This window comes from Aquimarina sp. I32.4 (assembly GCF_002924285.1).
Classification (GTDB): Bacteria; Bacteroidota; Bacteroidia; order Flavobacteriales; family Flavobacteriaceae; genus Aquimarina.
The window spans coordinates 1-22937 of sequence record NZ_PGUB01000078.1 but is presented as its reverse complement, the minus strand read 5'-3'; the positions used below and the strand labels follow the sequence as shown (position 1 = coordinate 22937).

Annotated in this window: 26 protein-coding genes; 6 read left to right on the top strand and 20 right to left on the bottom strand. The window is 31.0% G+C overall.

The features are described 5' to 3' along the window. Positions 1-43: 43 nt before the first annotated feature. Together CVD18_RS16045 and CVD18_RS16040 are read right to left on the bottom strand one after the other, a co-directional pair. Positions 44-463, bottom strand: coding sequence for a hypothetical protein (locus CVD18_RS16045; protein WP_103866449.1), 420 nt, complete (start codon positions 461-463; stop codon positions 44-46). Next, positions 460-969, bottom strand: coding sequence for a hypothetical protein (locus CVD18_RS16040; protein WP_146052815.1), 510 nt, complete (start codon positions 967-969; stop codon positions 460-462). Before CVD18_RS16040 ends, CVD18_RS16045 begins: the two co-directional genes overlap by 4 nt. 408 nt (positions 970-1377) lie before the next feature. On the opposite strand from CVD18_RS16040, the gene CVD18_RS16035 reads away from it, so the two are divergent. Further along, positions 1378-1605 carry a hypothetical protein gene (locus tag CVD18_RS16035; protein ID WP_103866447.1) on the top strand — a complete coding sequence of 76 codons (228 nt, stop codon included), beginning with the start codon at positions 1378-1380 and terminating at the stop codon, positions 1603-1605. A gap of 535 nt (positions 1606-2140) precedes the next feature. Here CVD18_RS16035 and CVD18_RS16030 read toward each other — a convergent pair. From CVD18_RS16030 to CVD18_RS15995, 8 genes are all read right to left on the bottom strand, one after another. Further along, complete coding sequence (locus CVD18_RS16030; protein ID WP_103866446.1) at positions 2141-2962, bottom strand: OmpA family protein; 822 nt, start codon at positions 2960-2962, stop codon at positions 2141-2143. Positions 2963-3031: 69 nt separating this feature from the next. Further along, entirely contained in the window at positions 3032-3466 is a 435-nt protein-coding gene (locus CVD18_RS16025; RefSeq protein WP_103866445.1) for a hypothetical protein, read from the bottom strand. A 233-nt stretch (positions 3467-3699) separates the two neighbouring features. After that, entirely contained in the window at positions 3700-4947 is a 1248-nt protein-coding gene (locus CVD18_RS16020) for a PepSY domain-containing protein (protein ID WP_103866444.1), read from the bottom strand. A 69-nt stretch (positions 4948-5016) separates the two neighbouring features. Then, positions 5017-7350, bottom strand: a complete 2334-nt coding sequence (locus tag CVD18_RS23390; protein WP_103866443.1) for a TonB-dependent receptor domain-containing protein — start codon at positions 7348-7350, stop codon at positions 5017-5019. Between the two features lie 591 nt (positions 7351-7941). Then, positions 7942-8328: a hypothetical protein gene (locus CVD18_RS22390; protein WP_146052814.1), complete on the bottom strand. Its 387-nt coding sequence runs from the start codon at positions 8326-8328 to the stop codon at positions 7942-7944. Between the two features lie 97 nt (positions 8329-8425). Further along, complete coding sequence (locus CVD18_RS16005) at positions 8426-8704, bottom strand: hypothetical protein (RefSeq protein WP_103866441.1); 279 nt, start codon at positions 8702-8704, stop codon at positions 8426-8428. Next, the gene (locus CVD18_RS16000) at positions 8679-9344 is read right to left on the bottom strand and encodes a PD40 domain-containing protein (protein WP_103866440.1); all 666 of its coding nucleotides are present in this window, start codon (positions 9342-9344) and stop codon (positions 8679-8681) included. Before CVD18_RS16000 ends, CVD18_RS16005 begins: the two co-directional genes overlap by 26 nt. Positions 9345-9450: 106 nt before the next feature. Next, positions 9451-10077: a trimeric intracellular cation channel family protein gene (locus CVD18_RS15995; protein WP_103866439.1), complete on the bottom strand. Its 627-nt coding sequence runs from the start codon at positions 10075-10077 to the stop codon at positions 9451-9453. 172 nt (positions 10078-10249) lie between these two features. On the opposite strand from CVD18_RS15995, the gene trxB reads away from it, so the two are divergent. After that, the gene (gene trxB, locus CVD18_RS15990; RefSeq protein WP_103866438.1) at positions 10250-11218 is read left to right on the top strand and encodes a thioredoxin-disulfide reductase; all 969 of its coding nucleotides are present in this window, start codon (positions 10250-10252) and stop codon (positions 11216-11218) included. Positions 11219-11366: 148 nt separating this feature from the next. Here trxB and CVD18_RS15985 read toward each other — a convergent pair whose 3' ends face one another. Continuing rightward, positions 11367-12233 carry a GIN domain-containing protein gene (locus CVD18_RS15985; protein ID WP_103866437.1) on the bottom strand — a complete coding sequence of 289 codons (867 nt, stop codon included), beginning with the start codon at positions 12231-12233 and terminating at the stop codon, positions 11367-11369. 271 nt (positions 12234-12504) lie between these two features. Between CVD18_RS15985 and CVD18_RS15980 the strand changes: the two genes are divergently transcribed. Then, entirely contained in the window at positions 12505-13257 is a 753-nt protein-coding gene (locus CVD18_RS15980) for a DUF5995 family protein (RefSeq protein WP_103866436.1), read from the top strand. 81 nt (positions 13258-13338) lie between these two features. On the opposite strand, the gene CVD18_RS15975 is transcribed toward CVD18_RS15980, so the two are convergent. From CVD18_RS15975 to CVD18_RS15960, 4 genes are all read right to left on the bottom strand, one after another. Beyond that, on the bottom strand, positions 13339-14058 hold the full coding sequence (locus CVD18_RS15975) for a head GIN domain-containing protein (RefSeq protein ID WP_103866435.1): 720 nt from the start codon (positions 14056-14058) through the stop codon (positions 13339-13341). A 65-nt stretch (positions 14059-14123) separates the two neighbouring features. Next, positions 14124-15890, bottom strand: a complete 1767-nt coding sequence (locus CVD18_RS15970) for a PspC domain-containing protein (RefSeq protein WP_103866434.1) — start codon at positions 15888-15890, stop codon at positions 14124-14126. Between the two features lies 1 nt (position 15891). Continuing rightward, positions 15892-16227 (bottom strand): PadR family transcriptional regulator, encoded by a 336-nt coding sequence (locus CVD18_RS15965; RefSeq protein ID WP_103866433.1) that lies wholly within the window; start codon positions 16225-16227, stop codon positions 15892-15894. Positions 16228-16388: 161 nt separating this feature from the next. Beyond that, complete coding sequence (locus tag CVD18_RS15960; protein WP_103866432.1) at positions 16389-16841, bottom strand: DUF4870 domain-containing protein; 453 nt, start codon at positions 16839-16841, stop codon at positions 16389-16391. Positions 16842-17000: 159 nt separating this feature from the next. Here CVD18_RS15960 and CVD18_RS15955 point away from each other — a divergent pair, with 159 nt between their 5' ends. The 3 genes from CVD18_RS15955 (at position 17001) to CVD18_RS15945 (ending at position 18758) form a co-directional block, all read left to right on the top strand. Next, positions 17001-17459 carry a DUF4442 domain-containing protein gene (locus CVD18_RS15955; RefSeq protein ID WP_103866431.1) on the top strand — a complete coding sequence of 153 codons (459 nt, stop codon included), beginning with the start codon at positions 17001-17003 and terminating at the stop codon, positions 17457-17459. A gap of 168 nt (positions 17460-17627) precedes the next feature. Beyond that, positions 17628-18428: a TIGR00266 family protein gene (locus CVD18_RS15950; protein ID WP_103866430.1), complete on the top strand. Its 801-nt coding sequence runs from the start codon at positions 17628-17630 to the stop codon at positions 18426-18428. A gap of 132 nt (positions 18429-18560) precedes the next feature. Beyond that, positions 18561-18758: a hypothetical protein gene (locus CVD18_RS15945; RefSeq protein WP_025664664.1), complete on the top strand. Its 198-nt coding sequence runs from the start codon at positions 18561-18563 to the stop codon at positions 18756-18758. A gap of 16 nt (positions 18759-18774) precedes the next feature. Here the strand turns inward: CVD18_RS15945 and CVD18_RS15940 are convergent, their stop codons facing one another. From CVD18_RS15940 to CVD18_RS15920, 5 genes are all read right to left on the bottom strand, one after another. After that, positions 18775-19725 carry a LysR family transcriptional regulator gene (locus tag CVD18_RS15940; RefSeq protein WP_103866429.1) on the bottom strand — a complete coding sequence of 317 codons (951 nt, stop codon included), beginning with the start codon at positions 19723-19725 and terminating at the stop codon, positions 18775-18777. A 50-nt stretch (positions 19726-19775) separates the two neighbouring features. Next, on the bottom strand, positions 19776-20795 hold the full coding sequence (locus CVD18_RS15935; RefSeq protein WP_103866428.1) for a hypothetical protein: 1020 nt from the start codon (positions 20793-20795) through the stop codon (positions 19776-19778). 386 nt (positions 20796-21181) lie between these two features. After that, positions 21182-21826 (bottom strand): hypothetical protein, encoded by a 645-nt coding sequence (locus CVD18_RS15930; RefSeq protein ID WP_103866427.1) that lies wholly within the window; start codon positions 21824-21826, stop codon positions 21182-21184. Between the two features lie 3 nt (positions 21827-21829). Then, positions 21830-22522 (bottom strand): HupE/UreJ family protein, encoded by a 693-nt coding sequence (locus tag CVD18_RS15925; RefSeq protein WP_103866426.1) that lies wholly within the window; start codon positions 22520-22522, stop codon positions 21830-21832. A 14-nt stretch (positions 22523-22536) separates the two neighbouring features. Beyond that, positions 22537-22749: a hypothetical protein gene (locus CVD18_RS15920; RefSeq protein WP_103866425.1), complete on the bottom strand. Its 213-nt coding sequence runs from the start codon at positions 22747-22749 to the stop codon at positions 22537-22539. Positions 22750-22937 lie beyond the last annotated feature (188 nt).

Here is a 22937-nt window from a genome sequence, read left to right as displayed (position 1 = left end):
TTTCTTCTCGATTTTTTCATATGTACAGCGTTAAATTTACAATTTAAGTAGCTGTCTTAAAAATGGGGAGTATTATATTGATTGTTTTTGATAAGTATTTACTGTTAGTGTTTAATTTAGATGCAAGATTAGAAATTGTAATATTAGGTTTCAAATATTCTTGATTTTGTTCAAACCTTAGTAAAATAATTAAAATTTGTTTTGATTTTTCAATTGGTAACTGCTTAAATCTAGTTTCATTAGTTTCATTTTTGAAGAAGTAATTGTCGAGATTCTCTCTATTTTTTACTTGATTTTTCACATTTATGGTTACTACATTATGATTCTTTTCTTTTTCTATTCCTTCTTTTTTTAATTCTTCAATAATTTCCTGATTTATCTGCTCTAACAATTGTTGCTTAGAATCAGAACTAAGAAATATTTTTTTACTTTCAACAATATGTAAAGCTTCCTTTTTTTTCATTTATCTAGAGAATCTAGTACATCGACTACATCAATAGTATAGTCTTTATTCTTCTTTTTATCTACGTATTTTTCTCGAACATCACTAATTAAGAAATCAGTTAGTTTATGAATATTAGACAGGTATATTAATATTTTATTTGAATGACCAAGTATAAAATATGACATTATTGTTGATAATAAGGATACTACACCTATTGCTATAAAATATGCTAATTTGGGAAAATCCTGCCTCCACCAGAAACTCCAAATAATAAAATAAGTAGAAATCCCCATAAATAGGAAAGCACAAACTGTAGCTATTCTTTTGACTTCTTTTTCATTAATAAAAAAAGTAACATACATCAAGATGAATGAGAAAAAGAACATGCAAATGCTTCTACCAGCTGCATACCAGAATTTTCTAATGTTAGTAAAACCAAAAACTTTATAACTATTTTTGGCTTCTTTATAACATATGTCATATTGCATTTTTGTAATAGAATTAGCCTCTAATTCAGCAGTCAAGATAGCCTTTCTTTTGATTAATTCAGGGTTCTTCTTAGGGTAAAAAACATGAATAAAAGGCGCTGTAAAAGCGAATATTGCACATATTAAAATGAATAGAATTTTTACTCTATTACTTACCTTCTTCCAATAACATTTCTTTGTTAAGTTCATTATTACCTCCCTAGTAAAGTTTAACCTCTGTTAATTAATAATAAATATCTATTTAAGCTATACCTTAAAATGTGTTTAAGTTTAAAGTAATGGGGGTAATTTTCTTTAGACAAATATATATAAAATTGATCCTAAGTAGCATACAGTTTTACCACATTTTTTTATGCAACTTTCAGTTGTTTTATTACTTTATTATCTTAAGAAATAAAAACAGGGATTTATTTCTACTTTTGCTCTCATATTCTATCTACACATATGTACTGTTTTATAATTGATGTTTCTATACGCAAAGGAGAAGGCCCAGAATGGTATAAAAAAACCTATACAGTGACCTATGATGATAATATTGATCCTGATCTGTCTATAGATGATCTAAAAGAATGGGCAAAAGAAGATGTGTGTAATCAATTGAGAACATCTAGTGATTATAGTATCTATGGTGAGAATTGGGTTATAGAAGGGGTAGAGTTGGTTAAATCATAGGTGTTATATATTTGGAAAAAAGCAAGAAACACATACTAATTTTGATAAAGAAGTCAATATTTGTTAATTTGTTTTCCACAGTTACAAGAGAATCAAAACACATAATATCCAACTAAAAGCACAATTTTTTTTGATTTTTTTAGGTAATATTCATACTATTTCTTGTCTTTTATTTGTGCTTTTTAATTTTAAATAACTGATAATCAGTATATAATTTTTTCTTTTTACAGTAAATTCAAAGTATAACTGGTATTACTTAATTATTTTATGTGCTGTTTTGCTTACAAAGAGATGTGAATTGTAGTTTTAGATACTGTTTAGAGAATCGATGTTTTGAGATGAAATGTAGTGATAAAGAAACCAATCACATTATGATTTTTTGTAGGTTCTTAAAATTGAGTATTGTGCCTTCTCGTTAGCAATGATTATAATTTTTTATAACTTGATTTCTTTGGCAAAAGAATGTAGCTATTATTAGTATAAAAAAAAGCCTGATCAATTTGATCAGACTTTTTTATACTATAGATATGATTTTTTATTCTTTGGATCCATTTTTCATACTTTCTTTTATAAGACCATAGAATTTATCAAATTTTGGATCAATAATAATTCTGGTAGCAGTTTCTATACTTTGCGAACCATATTCACTTTTTCCGAGAACTTCCATTCTTTTAGGATCTACTTTGTGGTCAATTTGAAGCGCTCTTACCACAGCAGAGGCCTGTTTTGTGCTAAGATCCCAATTGTCTTTAATACTTTTGTCTTTAAAACTTATAGCATTGCTATTTCCTTCTACTTTGATTTTAAGATCAGGTTTTGAGTTTAAAGCCGCAGCAATTTTTCCTAAAACACTTTTTGCCTTAGCATCTATCACAGCACTATCGTCATTACCAAATAATGAGGTATTGGCTAATGTGATTAATACTGCTCCATTTTTTAAGGCAATATTAGCTTCACCACCGAGGGCATTTTTAAAAACAGTTAATGTTGCTAGTTTGGTAGAATCACTTTTTCCAATAGCATCATTTACGACTTTTATTTGCTTGTCTTTTTCTTGAAGACTCTTGAGAGAGGTTTCTAAATTTTTGGCCTTTTGATTTGACAACTGTGTAAAACTGCTCATGTTATTTAAAAGAGAAGCATTTGTCTCCTTAAGGTCTTTCACTTGAGCCTCCATAGTTTTTACTTCTGTCAAAGTAGCTTTCTCTTTTTTACGAGAATCATTTAATGATGATTTAGTAGTATTTAGCTCTTTTCGTAATTTATCTATTTCTTCTAGAAGATCCTTTTTTTTCTGTGCATGAATAGATAAAGTTGACATAAACAATACACAAACAAGTAAAATTATTTTTTTCATTGATTTTTAATATGATTTGTTGCAATTGCTAAAGTAAAACATTTTTATAAATAACATAGTAACCAGATGTTACGACTTTTGCAATAATTGTTTTGCGTTTTCGATACTTGAATTAATTTGTGCCTTTAGTTTAGTAACTTTTACTTCCTCTTCTTTAAGTAGTTTCATTTGAGAAGAAAGTTTTTCTGGGTCTGTTTTAGCGTTTTCTTCCTCATGAGGAAATTGATCACTAAAATCACTCATCCATGTCATCATAAAGTCATACGCATCTTTTACATCTTTTTGAGCATTGGCATAGGATTGTCCTTGGGCAGTAGTATCTATTTTTGATTCTAAATCTTTAATCAAACTACTCATTTCTCCCATTTTAGGCATTACTTCGTCATGTACATCAATTACTTTTTGCATGAGTACATCAAACTCTTGTTCTTCTTTTGATAACTGGTTGCATGATATACATACAAGTAGTGCTAATAAGGCTGAGTATAAGAAAGATAATTTCATAATTATGATTTTTTTTAAATGTTATTAATATTTTTTGTTTGTAATTGTTTTGAATAATAAAATGGATCATTCTATTTCTGTAGAAAAAAACGAACCAAAGATATTATTTTTCCTTTTTTTGAGGAAGTTTAGCTTCTTTGTATTGTTGTCCTATTCTATTCATTATACGCAGTTGTATAATAATATGGAATAAACTAAATAAGATGGCTAAAATCAATATGTATAGTATCATGTCAATCAAGGTGTACGTTTTTTTTATTTCTTAAATATTCTATACTTACTATAAAAAGAAGACTGATACCAAATAAAGGGAATAGAATTGCAAGAATTCCTATAATACAAATGATACCATATCCTATCTTAAAAGTTGAAGGTACTTTAGGAATTCCCCATAATCCTTTTCGTTTTCTTTGAATATATGATATGAGTGCAGATATACTCATAACAGTTAAGGCTATGGCTGTAAAAAGCATCAACCACCAATTCCATAGACCAAACTCTCCTTGATGAAAAGCCATCACCCACATACGTCCTCGCATTAATATACCTACATCATCCCATTGGTTTGCTAAAATTTGTTTACCAGAGTATTGATCAAAATGAATCTTTTTTTGGGTATTCAAATCAGCAGGGTTACTATTAGAGATACTATAGACTCCTTTGGGGCCTTTAGGGAATTGAATGGTTATTGTACCTGGTAGATCAAGTAATATTGCTTGATCAGCAATTTGATCAAGAGTCACCATTTTTCCTGTTGTTTGAGATTGTATATGGTGAGCATTCCAGCTAGAAGGATATCCAGTATTAGTTATTTTTTGAACTTCCTTGAAGTTTTTACCAAACACATCAGTCCAAGGAAACCCCCCTGCTAGAATAAGGATTAATAAACCAGAAGTCCAAAATCCTGTTATTGCATGAATATCTCTAAAAAATATTCTTCTACCTTGATTTATTCGTGGTATAAAATACCCTTTTATCTTCCAATCTCGCACAGGCCACCATACGTATAGACCTGTAATGATCAAAACCACCATCCAACTTGCAATAAGTTCTATGATTTTGGTTCCAAATTTACCAGTCAGTAGTTCTCCATGTAATTTTCTAATCAGGTACATGTCTGTTTGGTTACTAATGATCTCTCCCGAGATTTTACCTGAATATGGATTTATGTATAAACTACGTTTCCCACTAAATCGGCCTGATACAAATTCTGTTGCCTGATTTGTAGCGGTAGATAAGATCATAGCATTGGGTTTTTTGCTAGCATTCTTGTTTGCAATTTCCCACTGCTGTTGAAGAGATATAGAGTTTTCTTGTACAGTAACCTCCTTTATATGACGTTGTCTAGGAGCTTCATAATCAGTTTTAAATAAATATACAGCTCCAGTTATAGATAATACAGCTATAAACGGAAGTGATATCAATCCAGCTATAAAATGCCATTTCCAAAGCCATTGATTTAGTTTTTTGTTTTTTTTCATTTTTTTAAGTAAAAATAGCCCCCACAGGCATATTGTATCAGGCCAAAATAGTCCTATAGGGGCTGGTTACTAGAAATTATATCGTACTCCTAGGTGAAAAGCTCTAGGGTTACCGATGGTATAACTATTTTCTCCTCTAAACCGGTTGAAAGAGGCTCTGGTAGCATACAATTCATCAAAAATATTAAGTGCATGACCCCATACCTCAAAGCCTTTGTATTGTACAGATGCTCTTAGGTTAAAAATAGAATGACCACTATAAGTTTCTGTACTAAAAGTACCGTTTTCATTATCGATTTGATTTTCAAAACTGGTGTTGTATTTACCTATTAATTCTTGCTCTGCAGTTATACTAAACCCAAAAGTGTTTTCAAAATTCTTTTGATATGTTATTAAAGAAGTACCCATAAGGTTTGGAGCTGTTTTTCTATCGGTGTCAGAGTAGTCTATTCCTCGGTCAAAAAAGTCGACATATCGGTGTTGTGCATAACTACCATTATGAGTAAGGGATAATTCTTTTATTGGTTTCCAGGTAATACCATATTCAACACCATATGACCTTGTTTTACCTGCATTAGTACTAAAAAAGTTATCGTTTTCATCCCTCATTGTTACTAATGTATTTTGCCCATCTAGAAGATATACTGCTAAATCAAATTTTAACTTAGAAGGAATACTAAAATATCCTCCGATTTCATAATTATGATAACGGCTAGGGGTAATGCCTCGTAATTCATTTCGATTACGATATAAAGTAGAAACCTGAGGAGGCGTAAATCCTTGTGAATAATTTGTGTATACTCCTGTTCTAGAATTAAAATTATAATTGATTCCCAATTTTGGAGTCAGGTTATTAAAATTATCTACAGCATCTTCTGCTCCTGAATCCTCTATTTGATTATCATAATCATATTCAAACCCATCATAACGTAGTGCTGCGGTTATTTTTAAGGCGTCTATTGGTGAAATTTCATACTGGAAAAAACTTGCATAATTGAGGATGTCAGCCTCATAATTAAGAATAAAGTCTCCCGAATTAATAGTGTAGTCAAGGTTTTTTCTTGTTTCAGGGTCAACAATAACTCTTGTTGTCTCTGATACATAGTCTTGAGGAGAATAATCTGCTGTTGCTCCTACAATTAGTGAAGAATTTGCAAAATTAAAATCAAGCTTATGTTGAATTAATCCTACAAAACTAGTAAACCGATTTGAGTTTACTTCTCCTGATCCAAGCCCTGTTAACTGACCTTGATTTCTGAATTGTCTAATTCTATATGATGGAATCTGATCCATTCGGTTATTTCTTACCAAAAAGTTGAATGAGGTTTTATTATTATCATTCCAGAATTTATCGAGTGTAGTTCTTGCTCTAAAGGAGATTGCTTCTCTTTCTGTAAAGGTTTGATCACTTTCATAATTTCCCTCATTATAATTTCTTTCACTCAAAGAACCAGACATATCAGAGCGAAAATCAATTATATCAAAAACAGTCGTCCACTTTGTTGAGGTATTGATATCATATACAGTTTTGAAGGTAACGGCTAATTTTTCATAATCACTATGTCCAATAGGTCCTTCTTTTCTTTTTACAAAATGACTACCAAGATAGAACCCAAATTTTTCACTTGTTTGATCAGAAACTTCAAGCTCGTATCGAGTTAATCCTAAGTCGTTTGTTTGAAAAGCAAGACTACCACTTAAATTTTCTGTAGGATTTTTTGTAATAAAATTAAAGCTTCCTCCTATAGCTTCACTACCATAAATACTAGAGGCAGGACCTTTTAGAACTTCTATACGACCAAAAGATACATTGTTCATTTCTAATAATGCATTGTGGTTGAATACAGAGGTAGGTCTGATTTGTAATCCATCTTCTAGAAATAAGAATAATGCTTTTGTAGAAATAGGAGAACGTACTGCCATAAAATGTTGCTCATTGCTAGCTGCTCTAGAGGTTGGCATAAAAACTCCAGGAACTTGATTTACCAATTGATCAATACCAAAAGCTTTGGTTTCTGCAATTGCTTGTTTGTTTATCGATGAAATAGATCCTGATACTTCAGAACGTTTTTGGATTTCTCTATTAGCCGAAGTTACTAGAACTTCTTCTAATAATACGTTGTCAGATGTAAGCCTAATGGTATTGAAATCACTGGTTAAACGTATTTTTTTGGTAATATATCCCAAAAAACTAATGGTTATTTCTGTCGAGTTTTGAAGAGAGATGGTAAAGAGTCCATCGGTATCACTCATGACCCCGTTCTCTGTATTGTTTGATTCGATAATAGTTGCTCCAGGTAATGGGTTATTAGAGGTGTCAACTATTTTTCCTTTGTAGGATTGTTGTGCGTAGCTATATGTTCCCAAACAAAGGACAATAGCAAAAATTAATATGTTTTTCATTTTGTGTAATCTATAAGCGTGTCTATTATAGATGAATAGATGTGCTTTTACTTTTTAAACCTATTTTTGTTTTTTATATTGTATCCTGTAAATCAGTAGTTAAGGTTTTTTTGTAACCTTTACCTATATTCTGTAGATACTTTGTAATAATGGTAAAACAGTTTTTACTATATATCTTTTTTAAAACCAAACTAGCATTGATATATATTATATCATTTCTGGTTTGAATTTTTCGATAATAACTGCTATTACAATCATTGCATATAAAAGTGAACTGTATTTTATTATGCATTTAGAGTTCTCATTTTTATTCTAGTAGTAATACCATTTACACTTTGAATTTACTGCAATAAAATTCTCTTTTTTGCCTATGCAAAGAATAGCTGATTTTCTTTTACAGTAAATTCAAAATATAACTAGTATAAACTGTAACCAAGTTCATGGTTTTGGTTGCTGCTTTATAAAATAGTGTATGGTAGTATACATGTAAAAAAAAATCATATTCTTTTTATAATTAAGAAGATTGATTTTTTACAATACGCAGACTTTTGAATAAACTATAATAAGCAAGTCAAAAAAACAATAGAATAATTATGAGATGTGATATTGAGGAGGGTGATCAATGTCTTTTGAAACATTTTTTATATGGAAACATTGTAATTTCCAGTTTTGAACAGATTCTGTAATTAGAGAATTTGTGTTTTCAATTTTTACTGTAGTTTCTTGAAAAAATAAAGGTAAAAAAGCTTCTGTTATTAATGTAGAATCTGTGCTTTCTGATGGTGACTGCGTTTTTGTATTTAGTTGACTCATCAGGTAACACTTACCATTACAATTAAGGCGTGGGCGCTCTTTGTTGACACAATATTTCTCTACAATAGTATTAATGTTAAGCTGGTAATAGAGAACAGTACTGATTTCTATAGCGGGTCGTATAGCAAAAGAAATAAATAATAGTATGGAGAATAGAATTCTCATCAATACGGTTTAAATTTCGTGCAAAAATACAAAATTGAATTCTTCTTTTGCTCTAGAAAGTAAGAAAGGTAATGTTAAAAATAAAAAATACTGATTATTAAAGTTTTATATGAGTTTTGTAGATTCTACTTAATCCATTTTGATATGAGTGCATCATTTTTAAAAGATGTTTTAGCTCAAGTGATTTACTCCTTTTGGTAATAATCTCATTTCTTTTGCTGGTAAAGTAGAGTATTTGTGTTTTTGAGTCATAAAATGGGCAATAATCCATCTTATCTGAGTTTATTTTTGCAGAGAGGTTTTTGGACTTAGACCAAGTTCCTTCTGTAGAATGATAAGAGATATATAAATCACCACTGCCTATGCCATCTTCCAAAAATCAAGAATGATTCATCTGGAGCAATATATGAATTGTATTCATACCCTTCAGAATTAATAGCTTCACTTAGAGAAACAGGATTTGTATATGTATTATTTTGCCATGTGCTTACAAAAATATCATCTTTTCCTTTTGAAGCAGTAGCTGTACTGGTAAAGTATAAATTTCCGTTTGTGGCTACAGAAGGATAAAACTCATCTCCTTTTGTATTGATTGGGTTTCCTATATTGATAGGAGCAGACCATTTGGCAGTAATATCAGATCTTTTAATATACCAAATATCATAGTCTTTTGCTTTTACACCTGTATTTTCTAAAGGTCTGTTGGATACAAAATATAATTTAAGCCCATCGGGAGAAAACATAGCTTCTAGATCGTCAAATTGACCAGAGAAAGGTGCAATTTCTGGTGTTGACCAACTCGCATCTTTTTTTGTGATTTTTATAATGGTAGATAGTTCACCAGCGTACCCTTGAACTGTAAAGTAGATTTCATCATGTGTAGGAGAGGTTGTATAATCTCTAACTGAAGGGAATTGCGAGAGAACCTCTGGAAAAACTGGAGAGATTCTGGTAGCGGATTGGCCTGTAGCACAATATGTAATTACAATAAAAAGGAGTGTAGTAATTTTTTTCATTCACTTAATAAATATCACGGTTAGGAGTGTGTTTAAACAAAACGACAAACGAAATATAAGGATTAATACAAGGTAGGACTATTAAGGTTTTTATAAAATAATTGACTTAATCAACTATATCTTGATTCTTGGTAGTGAATAGCGGTAATGATATTTTGTATTTTACAACGAGTAGTCGAATGATTATAATAAGTGTTGCAGTAGAGATATAGATTATATCTTGATCTAGATGGAGGTGATATAAAATCATATAACAAATCCCTCCAGTTATAGATGCGGTTGCATAAATCTCTTTTCTGAATATTACTGGAATTTCATTACATAAAATATCTCTTACAACTCCTCCAAAACAACCTGTTGTTGCTCCAAGTGCTACCGATATTATAGGAGCAAGATTAGTTTTGATGCCTGCTTCTACACCAATAATAGTAAATATACCTAATCCGATGGTGTCAAATAAAAAAAGAGATTTTTTGAGATAATCGATTTTATTTCTAAAAACAATTGCAAGTATTGTAATTCCTCCTATGAGATACATGTTTGTGGTATTTTGCATCCATGATACAGGAGTATTGCCTATTAGTATATCTCTAATTGTACCTCCTCCAATCGAGGTAACAAAGGCAATTATAAAAATCCCAAAAAGGTCAAACTTTCTGTTCATAGCACTTAATGCTCCTGATATTGCAAAAGCGGCTGTACCCAAAATGTCTAAAGTGTCAAAAATTATCATTTTGTTCTTATCCTTAATCTGGTGTAAATGTAATAGTATTGTAGCAATACTGATACTTTCTTTTGTTTAATTCTGATAATTATGCTTTATAGGCTTATAATAATTCTTAATAACTTTACTGTAAGGTTTGTGTGCAAATTGCTACTTTTACATTATAAAAAACGAAACGGATATGTCTAATACAATAGAAAGAATCAAGTGCCTTATTATAGGTTCAGGACCAGCAGGATATACTGCGGCAATATATGCATCGAGAGCAGATCTTAAACCTGTTATGTATACTGGTATGGAACCAGGAGGGCAATTGACTACTACAACAGAGGTAGATAATTTTCCTGGATATCCAGAAGGGATAGATGGACCTACAATGATGGTACAATTGCAACAACAAGCAGAACGTTTTGGTACAGAAGTACGTATTGGGATGGTAACAGCTGTTGATTTTAATAAAACGGCTGGAGGAATTCATAAAGTTACTGTAGATAATACAACAGAAATTGAAGCAGAAACTGTTATTATTTCTACAGGGGCTACTGCAAAATATCTTGGTTTGCCTAGTGAGCAAAAGTTAAGAGGTGGTGGTGTTTCGGCATGTGCTGTTTGTGATGGTTTTTTCTATAAAGGACAAGATGTAGCAATTGTTGGAGCAGGGGATACTGCTGCAGAAGAGGCTACGTATCTAGCGAATATATGTAAGAATGTTACTATGTTGGTGCGTAAAGATCATATGAGAGCTTCTAAGGCGATGCAACATCGAGTAACGAATACATCTAATATAAAGGTGATGTATAATACTGAGGTTGATGAGGTTCTTGGGGAGCAAGTGGTAGAAGGATTACGAATGGTAAATAATCAAACAGGTAATAAAGAAGAAATAGAGATTACAGGTTTGTTTATAGCAATTGGCCATAAGCCAAATACAGATATTTTTAAAGGGCAATTGGATATGGACGATACTGGTTATCTGATAACAGAAGGAAAGTCTACTAAAACAAATATACCAGGTGTGTTTGCTTCTGGAGATGTTCAAGATAAAGAATATAGACAAGCGGTTACAGCTGCAGGTACAGGATGTATGGCTGCGTTGGATGCTGAACGATATTTGGCTACAATAGAAACGAATGAAGAAGTTTCTGCTTAAGTCGATATAACCGATATAATCTAGAAATAAAAAAAGCTATCAAAAATGAACTCATTTTTGATAGCTTTTTTGTAATAAAGTTAGATTAAACATATCTCACAAAACTTCTATAGATTGTGAGTTTTTATATGGTTATATCTACTATATTCTAAAGGAATTTATTTTTAAACTTGTTAGGAACATAGTCAGCATTTTTCTTATATAATATAGCTTCATTGGCAAAAGTATCTATGGTAATTTTTGGCTCACCAAGAAGGTATATTTCTGTCTTGTCTTTGGCTGTAATCTGTATGGTTTCATTGGTTAAAATATAGCAATCACTAGCCCCTTCTGCAATTAAAGTGGTGCTATTTGCATTTAATTTCTCACCATAAAAATCAGTATCATTATCTGCTCTTACCAATAAAGATTTTACTTCTCCTTCAAGTATTGCATTTCCTTTTTGGTAGAGATCAACAGTAAGACTGTCGGTATTAATGATACCTTTTAACTCAGAGTTTTCATTAATTTGATAATTCACTTGTTGGGCTGACACATGTAGTTCAGCAATAGCTTTTTTGTTGGTAGTACATTTTATTTGTGAAACTTCTGTAGTTAGAAATAACTCGGCGTGATCATTTACTTCTATCTCTAATTTTTTGGTTTGAATAGGCGATAGTGATTTTATCGATGCTTTGTCATGTAAGGTGATTTTTTTTAATTCTGTAGTATAGAAAATATCAAGAAGTAATGCTTTTGCACGTCTAATATCTTTTTCTGCTGTAATAGTTAAGATGCTATCGATTACTTCTACTTTTATAACTTCTTGTAGGTTACTATCTGCTTCAATTCTAACTTGATTATCACTGCTTTCATCAAGAGTAACTTCAAAACCCTCATAGATTTCTATGCTATGAAAGCTTTCGACATCTAATAATTCTGTGCTTACAATTTTATTACCTTTAATTTTTGCCTTTTGCCCATATGCGTTTCCTAATGCGAATACTACACATAGTAATAATACCAATGTTCTCATATTTATGTAAAAATTATAATAGTATAAACTGAAATTTTTATGTTTAAGTATAGTGGTTGTATATAGAGAAGTGGTTTAATTTTTTTGATTCTCATCAAAGTTGAATAAAAAGGTTTAAATCACTTCAGAACTTGTCTACAAATATAAATAGACTTATATTATAAATAAGAATTACATTTAAAGTTAATAGAATGGATGCCGATTATAAAGGAACCATTTGTAAGAGAGATGAATACCGTATTTTTTTAAAACCTAAAACCAATCCATAATTTTGAAATCTATTCATACCATAGATGATGTTATTTATACACTGGAAGATATTATAACAGAATCAAAAACAAATAACGATCCATTAGGTTATTTTGCAGCATTGTATAAAAAGGTAACTGTTGAGGTTAAAATGGGGATAGAAAATGATTTTTTTGATGATGGCCCAAGAATGGAAAGGCTTGATGTTGTTTTTGCAAGTAGGTATTTGGATGCTTATTATGGGTATAAGAATAATAAGGAGATTACCTTGTCTTGGAAAAAAGCATTTGATTTATCAAAGGAGTATTGGCCAATTGTTTTACAGCATTTATTAATTGGGATCAATGCTCATATTAGTCTTGATCTGGGAATTGCCGCAGCTCAAGTTTCTAAAGGCGATACTATCGAAGAACTAAAAGGAGATTTTGATAAAATCAATGAGATATTATCATCATTGGTTACAGATGTAGAAGATGATTTGTCGCGAATTTGGCCGACTTTGAAAAAGATATTGAAATTTACCCGTAAAGTTGATGATTTTTTAATTGATTTTAGCATGGAGTTAGCTAGAGATGGAGCTTGGCGATTTGCAAAAGAAGTTGCTAGTACATCGCAAGATAAAATTGATATTCTTATAGAAAATAGAGATGTAAAAGTAGCTAAGAATGCTGATATTATAACCAATCCAGGAAGTATTGCAAAGATGATTTTGATGATTGTAAGACTTGGAGAAAAAGGAACTGTAGCTGATAAAATTAATACTTTGACTCGATAAAGTATATAAAGATAACTGCCTGAATAATGATAGCTTATCATTTTGATCAGGCAGTTTTTGGTTGATTAGATTGATTAGTCTTTAATTCCTTCTTACATTCCCTCCAGAGTTATCTACTTCTGATACTTTTTCTGGGTTACCATAATAGACTACATTTCCTCCGCTAGTTGCCTTTCCTGTAAAATCGTTTTTTGCATAAATTCTGATAGAAGCACCACTGGTCGCTTTTGCTTCTGATACAAGACTTAGTAATTCCTCTGCGCGAATATTTGCTCCACTAGTAGCACTAGAGTTATGGTTATTTACTTTTCCTGAAAGATCCATAAAAGCACCACTGGTTACAGAGGTAGTTATGGTTTCAGCTTTTACCCGTAGATTAATATCTGCTCCACTGGTTGCACTGAGATCAAGGTCTTTTTGTACTACAGCTTTATCAGAAGATATACTTGCTCCGCTATTGGCATATATTTTATTGATTTTTGCATAAGAAACATACACATTTTTTTCATCGGCAGAGAAGATATTTTTATCAGAGGTTACATATAATGTATTGTCTTTTACATATACTTCTATAATATCATGCAGATTTTTATTTGCTTCTACAATAACTTTTTTATCAGAATTATTTACTAAGATAACATCTAAACCTCTACTTGCTTTAACAGCATCAAACTTTTTATTGATTGTTCTTTCTTTTTTTATAACATCTCCTTTGCCTTTGACCCCATTAAAAGAGACATTACAAGAACAACATGCTATTGATAAGAAAAGGGTTGTGATAATTTTGGCTAGTGTGGTCATAGGTATTAGTTTTTTAATTATTTAACTGTTCGTTTTTTTGATTACCCTGTGATGTGCAGGTTTGATTAATTATCGGTTTTGATTTCTATTCCGTTCTCGTCGATTTTTACTTTTACAGGTTCGTTGTTTAGCTCTACTCCATTTTCATTGATTTTTAATTTAAAATCCTCATCATCAGAATTGATATTTATTTTTATTTCATCTTCGTCGTCATCGTCATTATCGTCTGAATCATTGTATTCCCAATCATCTTCAATTTCAGGACAGGCATCACATTCAAGCTTTCCATCAATAAGTTGTATATATTTTTCTTCATTACCATCTAGAGTAATATAGTCATCATATTTCCAAGAATTATTGTATGCTGATGTATTATCATCTGCAAATAATGTAATCCCTTCTGGTAATGTAAGTGTTACTTTTACTTCTTGATCTCTAAATTTATTGGCATACTCTGTAATAGCATATCCGTCTAATAAAAGAGTATTCCCATTTACTATATATCCATACTTAAGATTTTCTGCTCTTTTTGAGGCTTCTTCATAGGATCTTCCTTCTGCTCTTTTTTCTATGATGATCCCTACTGTTGAATCTTTTTTTGCAGCTTTTAAGTATAATTCGATATCCTTAATAACTATTACTTTATTGCCTTGAGGATCTCTTTTTATATTGTAATTATTTCTACGGCTTAAATGTTTTGCATATCTGTTGTTTCCTTCCATTTTTATAGTAAGTGTATCGTTACTAGTAAAAGGAATCATTTTTTGTTCAGAAATAACTTCAGCATCATAAGCTTCTAGAGTAGCTTGTCTGATCCCAAGAATACCTAACCCGATTAGTGACAATATCCAAACTCCTAACAAACCTATTTTTATAGGGGTTCCTACCGATTTTAAGTTTTTTATCAGCATTTTTAATCCAACAATAAGTAGAAAGAAAAATGGGATTCCTACAGCAAAGAATGATAAAAGAGAGATCAACCATAGAGGAACATCAGGGTGACTACCTACTTCAAAATATTCTACCCAAGGGGTATCCATGAATCCAAATGTACCTATGGTAAATAGACCAATGAATAAACCGATTAATGTAAATCCAGCAATTATAGTAAAAAGTACTCCAACCAGTTTTACAAATACTTTAAGTAATACTAATATTACATCTCCTAATGCTTCAAAAAAAGTAGTTGAGCTATTTTTTACTTTACTACTATATTTTTGGTAGTCTACATTTTTTACAGTGTCTGCAACACCATCAAAGCCTTCTTTTATCTTTTTTTCTATGTTACTTATATTGACAGCTTCTCCTTTCATTGCCAAAAAATCTGCTGTGGTTTTAGCTTCTGGAGCAAAAATCCAAAAAGCAATATAGATAAGTATAAATGCACCACTAGAAAATACGGTAAACAAGATCCATGCTAATCGAATCCATATGGGATCAATTCCAAGATAGTGACCTAATCCTGAGCTTACACCACCAACATAAGAGTTTGTAGTATCTCTGAATAATTGTTTAGATATTTTTGTTTTCTGAAGAGGTTCTTTTGGTTCATCCTCAAAGATTTCATCGTCTAATTGATAGTCTTCTGGTTGTCCCATTACAGCAATAACCTCTTCTACCTCTTTGTTTCCGATAACCTGTCGTTCGTCTTTAATTTTTTCACTAAACAATTCTGCTATTCTAGCTTCAATATCTGATACGATCTCATCTCTACCTTGAGAATCGGTAAATGAGCGTTTTATAGCACCGAGATAATGTTGCAGCTTTAGATAAGCGTTTTCATCTATATGAAAAAATATGCCTGCTAAATTTATATTGACTGTCTTGTTCATGTTACTTCTTTTTTTGTTTGGTTACCAGATTTACAGCGTGCTGTAATTCATTCCAGGTGGTGTTTAATTCTTTTAGAAACAATTTTCCTGTTTCTGTAAGGCCATAGTACTTACGCGGCGGTCCAGATGTAGATTCTTCCCATCGATAACTCAATAACCCTGCATTTTTAAGTCTAGTTAATAAGGGGTATATAGTGCCTTCTACCACAAGCATCTTTGCATCTTTAAGGGTTTCTAAAATTTCAGCTACGTACGCATCATCGTCCTTAAGTATAGAAAGTATGCAATATTCCAGAACACCTTTGCGCATTTGCGCTTTTGTGTTTTCGATCTTCATAAAACTAATTTTTAATTGTTAAACTGTTCATTTTTTGATTGATGATTATTAAAAAAAAGTAGATCAAAGTATAATAGTACACCCGTATTAAATTTAGATGTTGAACTAGTTGATTAGGCTAGATCATATACTATTTCTCTATTCTTTTTTAGAAAGGTTCACTATTTTATAAACCGAATTGATAATGGGTATTTATAATCTTCTCCTTTATTTGCTTTTAATGCTGCGCTAATTGTAAAAATTATTTCAAGAAAAAAACCAATTAATGCTATTATTCCTATAAAAGAAGCGCCAATGAGTGTTCTAAATCCTCCTGCTTCAGAAAAATTAATGGATATATCATTAAAGTGAAATAAGTTAGAAATTGTTGCATCTCCAAATACATTGAAAATAAAAAAAGGAAATGAAAATATACCTAGTATTACAGTGTATAATAAGATACTTAACTGAAAGTTAATAGCTTCTTTACCGTGAGTATCTATAAAACTTGATTTTTCTTTATTGGTAACCCATAATAGTATTGGTACAATATAATTTCCAAAAGGGAAAAAATACTTGGAGAATGTACCAAGGTGCATAAAGGTTGCAATATTTTTGTGATTTTTGATTGACATTTTATAAAGTATATAATAGTTGCTTATGCAAATATATGGTTAAAAAAAGGTATTATGCAAAACATAGTACCTAAATTTAACAAAAATTTAAGAAATTGAATAACTTTTGCTAACTATTTCTTTTGCTTATATTGTAATTCTTAAAAAAAAAATGAATTCATGAATATTACTCCCAGAAAACTTAATACATTCTTATTAGTAAAATTACCTTCTGCATGGTTATGCGGTGTACGTGTAAAAAAAATTGATGAAACGACTTGTAGTGTTAGTGTAAAACATAGGTGGATAAATCAGAATCCATTTAACTCTATGTTTTGGGCTGTTCAAGGAATGGCTGCAGAGCTTACAACTGGTGCATTGGTCACGGGGTATATACGTAATAGTGGGAAAAAAATTTCAATGCTTGTAGCTACTAATAATGCAACATTTACAAAGAAAGCTACAGGTAGAATTTCTTTTGTTTGTACGGATGGGTATTTGGTAAAAGATGCTATAGAAAAAGCAATTGAAACTGGAGAGGGACAAACAGTATGGATGAAATCTGTTGGAACCAATAAAGAGGGGATAGAAGTATCTGTTTTTAATTTTGAGTGGACAATCAAAGTAAAATCGAATTGATGGTGTAGCAGTGTTATACTTGTTCTATGTAATACTCCCGCCCCCTTTTTTAGATTAAGAAAACTAAAGAGTTTTTATCATTTACTAAATAGAAGTGTAACATTTTATAAAAAACATTTACCAATAAAGAAATGATTTATTAATCAATAAAAAGGAGTATTATAAAATATGACAGCACACGAAATCGATTATGAGATTATAGGGGAAGAAATGCAATATGTAGAGATAGAGCTAGATCCACAGGAAGGAGTAATTGCAGAGGCGGGAAGTTTTATGATGATGGATGATGGTATAAAGATGGATACCATATTTGGGGATGGTTCTTCAAAGGACACAGGTATTATGGGGAAGATTTTTGGAGCAGGTAAACGATTGTTAACGGGAGAGAGTTTGTTTATGACAGCTTTTTATAATCAAGTAGGAGGCAAAAAGAAAGTAAGTTTTGCTTCGCCATACCCAGGTAAGATTATACCTATAGATTTAACAGAATATGGAGGGAAATTTATTTGTCAGAAAGATGCATTCTTGTGCGCTGCCAAAGGAGTTTCTGTAGGAATAGAGTTTTCTCGTAAGTTGGGTAGAGGTTTGTTTGGAGGTGAAGGGTTTATTATGCAAAAACTAGAGGGTGATGGTATGGCTTTTGTGCATGCAGGAGGAACTACTTGTAGAAAAGAACTACAGTCTGGAGAAAAATTAAAGGTAGATACGGGTTGTATTATCGGTTTTTCTAAAGGTGTTCAGTATGATATAGAATTCATAGGAGGTATTAAGAATACTATTTTTGGTGGTGAAGGATTATTTTTTGCCACATTGACTGGGCCAGGGGTTGTTTATATACAATCATTACCTTTTAGTAGACTTGCAAATAGAGTATTGGCTTTGGCTCCCAGAGGAGGAGGTAAAAGTAAAGGAGAAGGTCGTATTTTAGGTGGTTTAGGAGATATTTTGGATGGCGATAATAGTTTTTAACAATGTTAAATAAGCGCTAAAAGACATTTTTTTTAGTTTTATTTACATATATTAGCTAGAACAACTTTAAAAATTATAAGATTATTCCTACAGCTATTTGTTTAAACCTAACATTTAAACCCCTATTAATTTATGGCTAGAGCAATGTTTGATTACACAAAAACTGTGCTTAAAAAAGTGAGTTTTGATGTTAATCTATTTACAAAGGAAGTTTTAAAAGCACTAAACAGACTACTTCCGCACGAGATTGAAGAATTAAAAATCTGGATTCAATCATTAACAGTAAAACAACCAGAATTACAATCTTGTCTAATCTATTTAAAATCATAATAAAAAAAGCGACTTTTTAGTCGCTTTTTACTTTTGATATAGGGCTTATAATTTGCACATTTTGAAAAGTAATGGCTCCTTTTACGACTCCTGCTATAGTAGCGTGTAATGCATCAATAATCTGCATTTTGAGCTCACTTTTGTTAAAGATTAAGCTAACTTCTCTTGCAGGTGAGGGTTCATTAAAATAATGAAGATTTCCTTTTTCTGTATTTTTTATATCCAATGTATGTAAATACGGTAGGAGTGTCATTCCAAGGCCTTCATTTGCTAATTTTACAAGTGTTTCAAAACTACCACTAGCTAGTTGAAAATGATCTTCATCATAGCTTCTTTTGGTTTTACATAAATTGATAATACCGTCCCTAAAACAATGTCCATCTTCTAAAAGTAGCATATCATCAATATCGAGATCAGAGGTATTAATTTTTTTATTTTGATGTAATCTGTGTGAGCTGGGGATATATCCTACAAATGGCTCGTAGTATAATACACGTTCTTTTATATTTTCATCTTCTAATGGAGTTGCAGCAATTGCGGCATCCAAATGTCCATCCAAGAGACGTTCAATTATAGCTTCTGTATTCAGCTCTTCTATTTTTAATTTTACTTTAGGATATTTTTTTATAAAGTTGTTTAAAAACATAGGTAGGATTGTAGGCATTACTGTAGGAATTACTCCAAGTTTAAATTCACCGCCAATAAATCCTTTTTGTTGATCAACAATATCTTGTATACGTTCACTTTCGTTTACAATATTTCGTGCTTGCAGAACAAGTTTATTACCTACTTCTGTTAACTCAATAGGTTTTTTGCTACGATCAAAAATAAGAATATCTAATTCTTCTTCTAGTTTTTGAATTTGCATACTTAATGTAGGTTGTGTTACAAAAGTTTTTTCTGCTGCTTTGGTAAAATTTTTATGTTCTGCTACAGCTAAAACATATTTCAGTTGCGTTATGGTCATAGTTTGTATTTTGGATAGCGTTTTTAAATAAACGTTTTTTTAAATGGTGTTTATTTTTTTGTTAGATGCTGTGCATCAAGTTCTTTAAAAATATCTTTTAACTTATATTTTAATTGTTTTTCTTCAATATCTAAAATAATTGATTTTCCTTGAATTAAAGAAGTTTTCTTGTCATCATCAATAGTGTTGTTGGAGCTTGAGAAATCATATTTTAATCTGCCACAAATACCAGTTTCAATATTTATTACAAATAATCTATAGGTGTTAGTAGGGGGTAAGTCTTGTCGAACTATTAGATAGTCATCAAAAAGCTTTACTGATTTTATCGATTCCCATCTCAATTTTTCAGGAGCTCCTGTTAGAGAAAAATCACTAATGAATACCCATTTATAAAAATCTTCTTTTTTTACAACTACTCCATGAGATGTATGAAATGTTTTATAAAGAGAATTACTATCAGAAACTTGTAGACTATCTCCTGTCTTATTTCTATAATGGTTGTGGGCATAATAAACTAGAAACCCCTTATTATCTTCTTTAGAAAACCCTTGAGAGGATTCATAAGCAGTGTTATGCAGTTGGGTCAAAGTGTCACCTTCAATTTCGATGTAATAATTATAGGGGTATTCAAATTTATTATTCACCCAGTTAGTTTGAGGGTCAATAACAAAGTCAAAGAATGGATTGTTATCCAGTTTATTATTAGAATATGAACTTCTAATTATCCAATCTAACGAAGCGTCTGGAGTATCCCTTTTTTCAGGAAGCAGTTGTTCTTTAATTGTTTCGAGAAAAAGTTGATTTTTAGTTTTATTAAGCTCAGAGGGGATCAGTATAGTTTTTTTGATTTCACAAAAACATCCGTCATTTGTGAGCTCATGCATTTCGTTTGTTTTTCCATTTATGAGCTGAACATATCTTCCTCCAAAACTGCTTCCTCCTTCATAGAAGGATTTTAGTGTATCAACGACCTTATCTTTGTTAAAATCACCTAAACTAACTTTACTATCTCGTTGGCCAAAAACTTGACAAAAAATTAAGTAAAATATTAGAGTTAGTGTTTTTTGCATAGTAGATAGTATATAATACTATTTCTAATTTGATGTTACTTACACCTAAACAAACTCAAATTAGAAATGATATAACAAAAGTATAAAAGCTATTGATATTATTTATTAAATAATTGCTAAAAATTTATTTTATCTATTGCTTTCTTTTAAAAAAAGGGGCTTAGTGTTTGAAATACTATTTATTATGAGCATTTTATGTGTTGCATTACAATGAACTTATCAAGTGAGATTTTTATATCATTTATACTCAGAAGCTTACTTCGAAATTAAAGATTTGTTTCAAACGAATACTTCTTGCCCCAAGGTAATTATCAATAACCTATATAGCAAAGGGGGTAGAGTAAGTGGTTTTTGTTTATAGTACCCCGTAGAAGTTAAAAGAGTATTTACTTATCAAATAATTTGTATTGCCCTTTTAGTCTTATGATTATAGTAACATCTTCTTTGTTGTGGTTTCTAAAATACCAACCGTGTTTTCCTTCAAAAGGAGCAGTAAATGTTCCTGCCATATTGTTAGAATATGCTAGCGTATAGCTTTCATAAAACACATTTTCTGGAGGGTTTTCTTGTAGTACCTCTCCATGAAAGTCAATATAAACGATAGCATCATTTGTAGTGCTCCATTCATACTTTACATTTCCGTATTTTAATGCTTTAAACTTGTATTCTATACCTTTTCCTGCAGGAACTGTTACTTGTATAGTATCGTTTTTCTCTGTGAATTGCTCTGATGGCGCAGGATTGTCTGCTTCTATTGGTTTAGGAACATTTGCAGGAGACCCTAGTTTTTCTAATTTTAGTTTTTTAAAATTTAATAGAGAAACAGACTGTGTGTTGATTTGTTCTATTTCTCCAGTATCATTTACATACAACTTACTAAAACCAAAAAGTTTTCCTGTACCTAGTGGGTCTATATTGTATTCTGCTGGTAATACTGCAGTGATAAGTACAATAAGGCCAATAAAAAATGCTATAAAAACTGATTTTATAAGTTGCTTTTTATCCATTGTGTTGGTAGTGCTTGTAGTCATAATTTAGTAGTATGTCAAAAAATATCCTGTTATTTGAAATCCAAATAATAGAAAGCCTGCAGCCATGAGAAGTATATTAGTAAGGTTAGAGAATTTAATATAGCTATTATGTCTTCTCCAAATACCTAAGAGCAAGAGAACAAGCCCTAATGCTAAAAATTGCCCTATTTCTACTCCTATATTAAAACCGATTAGGTTTATAAAAAGTCCTTCTTTATCAAATTTAAATTCTTGTAATTTGGTAGCCAATCCAAAACCGTGAAATAACCCAAAAATGAGTACAGCTATTTGGGTATTTGGTTGTTTACCAAAAAATTGCTTAAACCCTCCCAAATTATCAAACCCTTTATATACAATTGATAATGCGATAATAGCATCTATTAAAAAGGCATTTATATTAATATCTGCCATTACACCAAGTAGTAGTGTGATACTATGACCTATTGTGAAAAAGCTTACATATAGTATGATCTCTTTGGTTCGATACAAAAAGAAAATAACCCCTACCAGAAAAAGTAAATGATCGTATCCTGTGATCATATGTTTTGCACCGATATATAGAAAGGAGCCAAAAGCGATTCCTTTATTGCCTAATAAGAAAGATTGCGTTTTATCATCTACCCCATGCGCATTTGCAGTTATTGAAATGAGTATAAGGAATAGAAAAATAAAAAATCTGGTAGAGTTTTTAAACATTGTTTTACTATATATTAATGAGCGTGCCCGTGTTCTTTTACTTGTTGGATACTATCTAATCTTCTTTTTTCGGCTTCATCAATTTCTGTAGTTTTTTTAATATCGGATGCTGTTTCTTGAGTAGTTTCTGATTTAGTTGAATCTGTTTTATCTTCTTTCTTTTCAGCACAAGCTCCCAGAATTGCTAGTGCAAAACTAGCTATAATTATTGTTTTTTTAATCGTCATGTTTGTGTTTTTTTAATGATTTAATTTATTGAGTTTTCAATTAAAGTATACTCTTTAGTTATCTCTTAAAAACAGAAGTACATCATTTTTAGGCTCTAGTTTATAATTGCGTTGATATTAGTTTTTGATATTGTGCTTCGATATTTCTGTAATTCTTTATAGCGTTAACATCTAGGACAGTTTTTTGT

Coding starts and splice junctions, on each gene's coding strand:
- CVD18_RS16045 (WP_103866449.1), bottom strand. CDS start 463: ATGAAAAAAAAGGAAGCTTTACATATTGTTGAAAGTAAAAAAATATTT.
- CVD18_RS16035 (WP_103866447.1), top strand. CDS start 1,378: ATGTACTGTTTTATAATTGATGTTTCTATACGCAAAGGAGAAGGCCCA.
- CVD18_RS16030 (WP_103866446.1), bottom strand. CDS start 2,962: ATGAAAAAAATAATTTTACTTGTTTGTGTATTGTTTATGTCAACTTTA.
- CVD18_RS16025 (WP_103866445.1), bottom strand. CDS start 3,466: ATGAAATTATCTTTCTTATACTCAGCCTTATTAGCACTACTTGTATGT.
- CVD18_RS16020 (WP_103866444.1), bottom strand. CDS start 4,947: ATGAAAAAAAACAAAAAACTAAATCAATGGCTTTGGAAATGGCATTTT.
- CVD18_RS23390 (WP_103866443.1), bottom strand. CDS start 7,350: ATGAAAAACATATTAATTTTTGCTATTGTCCTTTGTTTGGGAACATAT.
- CVD18_RS22390 (WP_146052814.1), bottom strand. CDS start 8,328: ATGAGAATTCTATTCTCCATACTATTATTTATTTCTTTTGCTATACGA.
- CVD18_RS16000 (WP_103866440.1), bottom strand. CDS start 9,344: ATGAAAAAAATTACTACACTCCTTTTTATTGTAATTACATATTGTGCT.
- CVD18_RS15995 (WP_103866439.1), bottom strand. CDS start 10,077: ATGATAATTTTTGACACTTTAGACATTTTGGGTACAGCCGCTTTTGCA.
- trxB (WP_103866438.1), top strand. CDS start 10,250: ATGTCTAATACAATAGAAAGAATCAAGTGCCTTATTATAGGTTCAGGA.
- CVD18_RS15985 (WP_103866437.1), bottom strand. CDS start 12,233: ATGAGAACATTGGTATTATTACTATGTGTAGTATTCGCATTAGGAAAC.
- CVD18_RS15975 (WP_103866435.1), bottom strand. CDS start 14,058: ATGACCACACTAGCCAAAATTATCACAACCCTTTTCTTATCAATAGCA.
- CVD18_RS15970 (WP_103866434.1), bottom strand. CDS start 15,890: ATGAACAAGACAGTCAATATAAATTTAGCAGGCATATTTTTTCATATA.
- CVD18_RS15965 (WP_103866433.1), bottom strand. CDS start 16,227: ATGAAGATCGAAAACACAAAAGCGCAAATGCGCAAAGGTGTTCTGGAA.
- CVD18_RS15960 (WP_103866432.1), bottom strand. CDS start 16,841: ATGTCAATCAAAAATCACAAAAATATTGCAACCTTTATGCACCTTGGT.
- CVD18_RS15955 (WP_103866431.1), top strand. CDS start 17,001: ATGAATATTACTCCCAGAAAACTTAATACATTCTTATTAGTAAAATTA.
- CVD18_RS15950 (WP_103866430.1), top strand. CDS start 17,628: ATGACAGCACACGAAATCGATTATGAGATTATAGGGGAAGAAATGCAA.
- CVD18_RS15945 (WP_025664664.1), top strand. CDS start 18,561: ATGGCTAGAGCAATGTTTGATTACACAAAAACTGTGCTTAAAAAAGTG.
- CVD18_RS15940 (WP_103866429.1), bottom strand. CDS start 19,725: ATGACCATAACGCAACTGAAATATGTTTTAGCTGTAGCAGAACATAAA.
- CVD18_RS15935 (WP_103866428.1), bottom strand. CDS start 20,795: ATGCAAAAAACACTAACTCTAATATTTTACTTAATTTTTTGTCAAGTT.
- CVD18_RS15930 (WP_103866427.1), bottom strand. CDS start 21,826: ATGACTACAAGCACTACCAACACAATGGATAAAAAGCAACTTATAAAA.
- CVD18_RS15925 (WP_103866426.1), bottom strand. CDS start 22,522: ATGTTTAAAAACTCTACCAGATTTTTTATTTTTCTATTCCTTATACTC.
- CVD18_RS15920 (WP_103866425.1), bottom strand. CDS start 22,749: ATGACGATTAAAAAAACAATAATTATAGCTAGTTTTGCACTAGCAATT.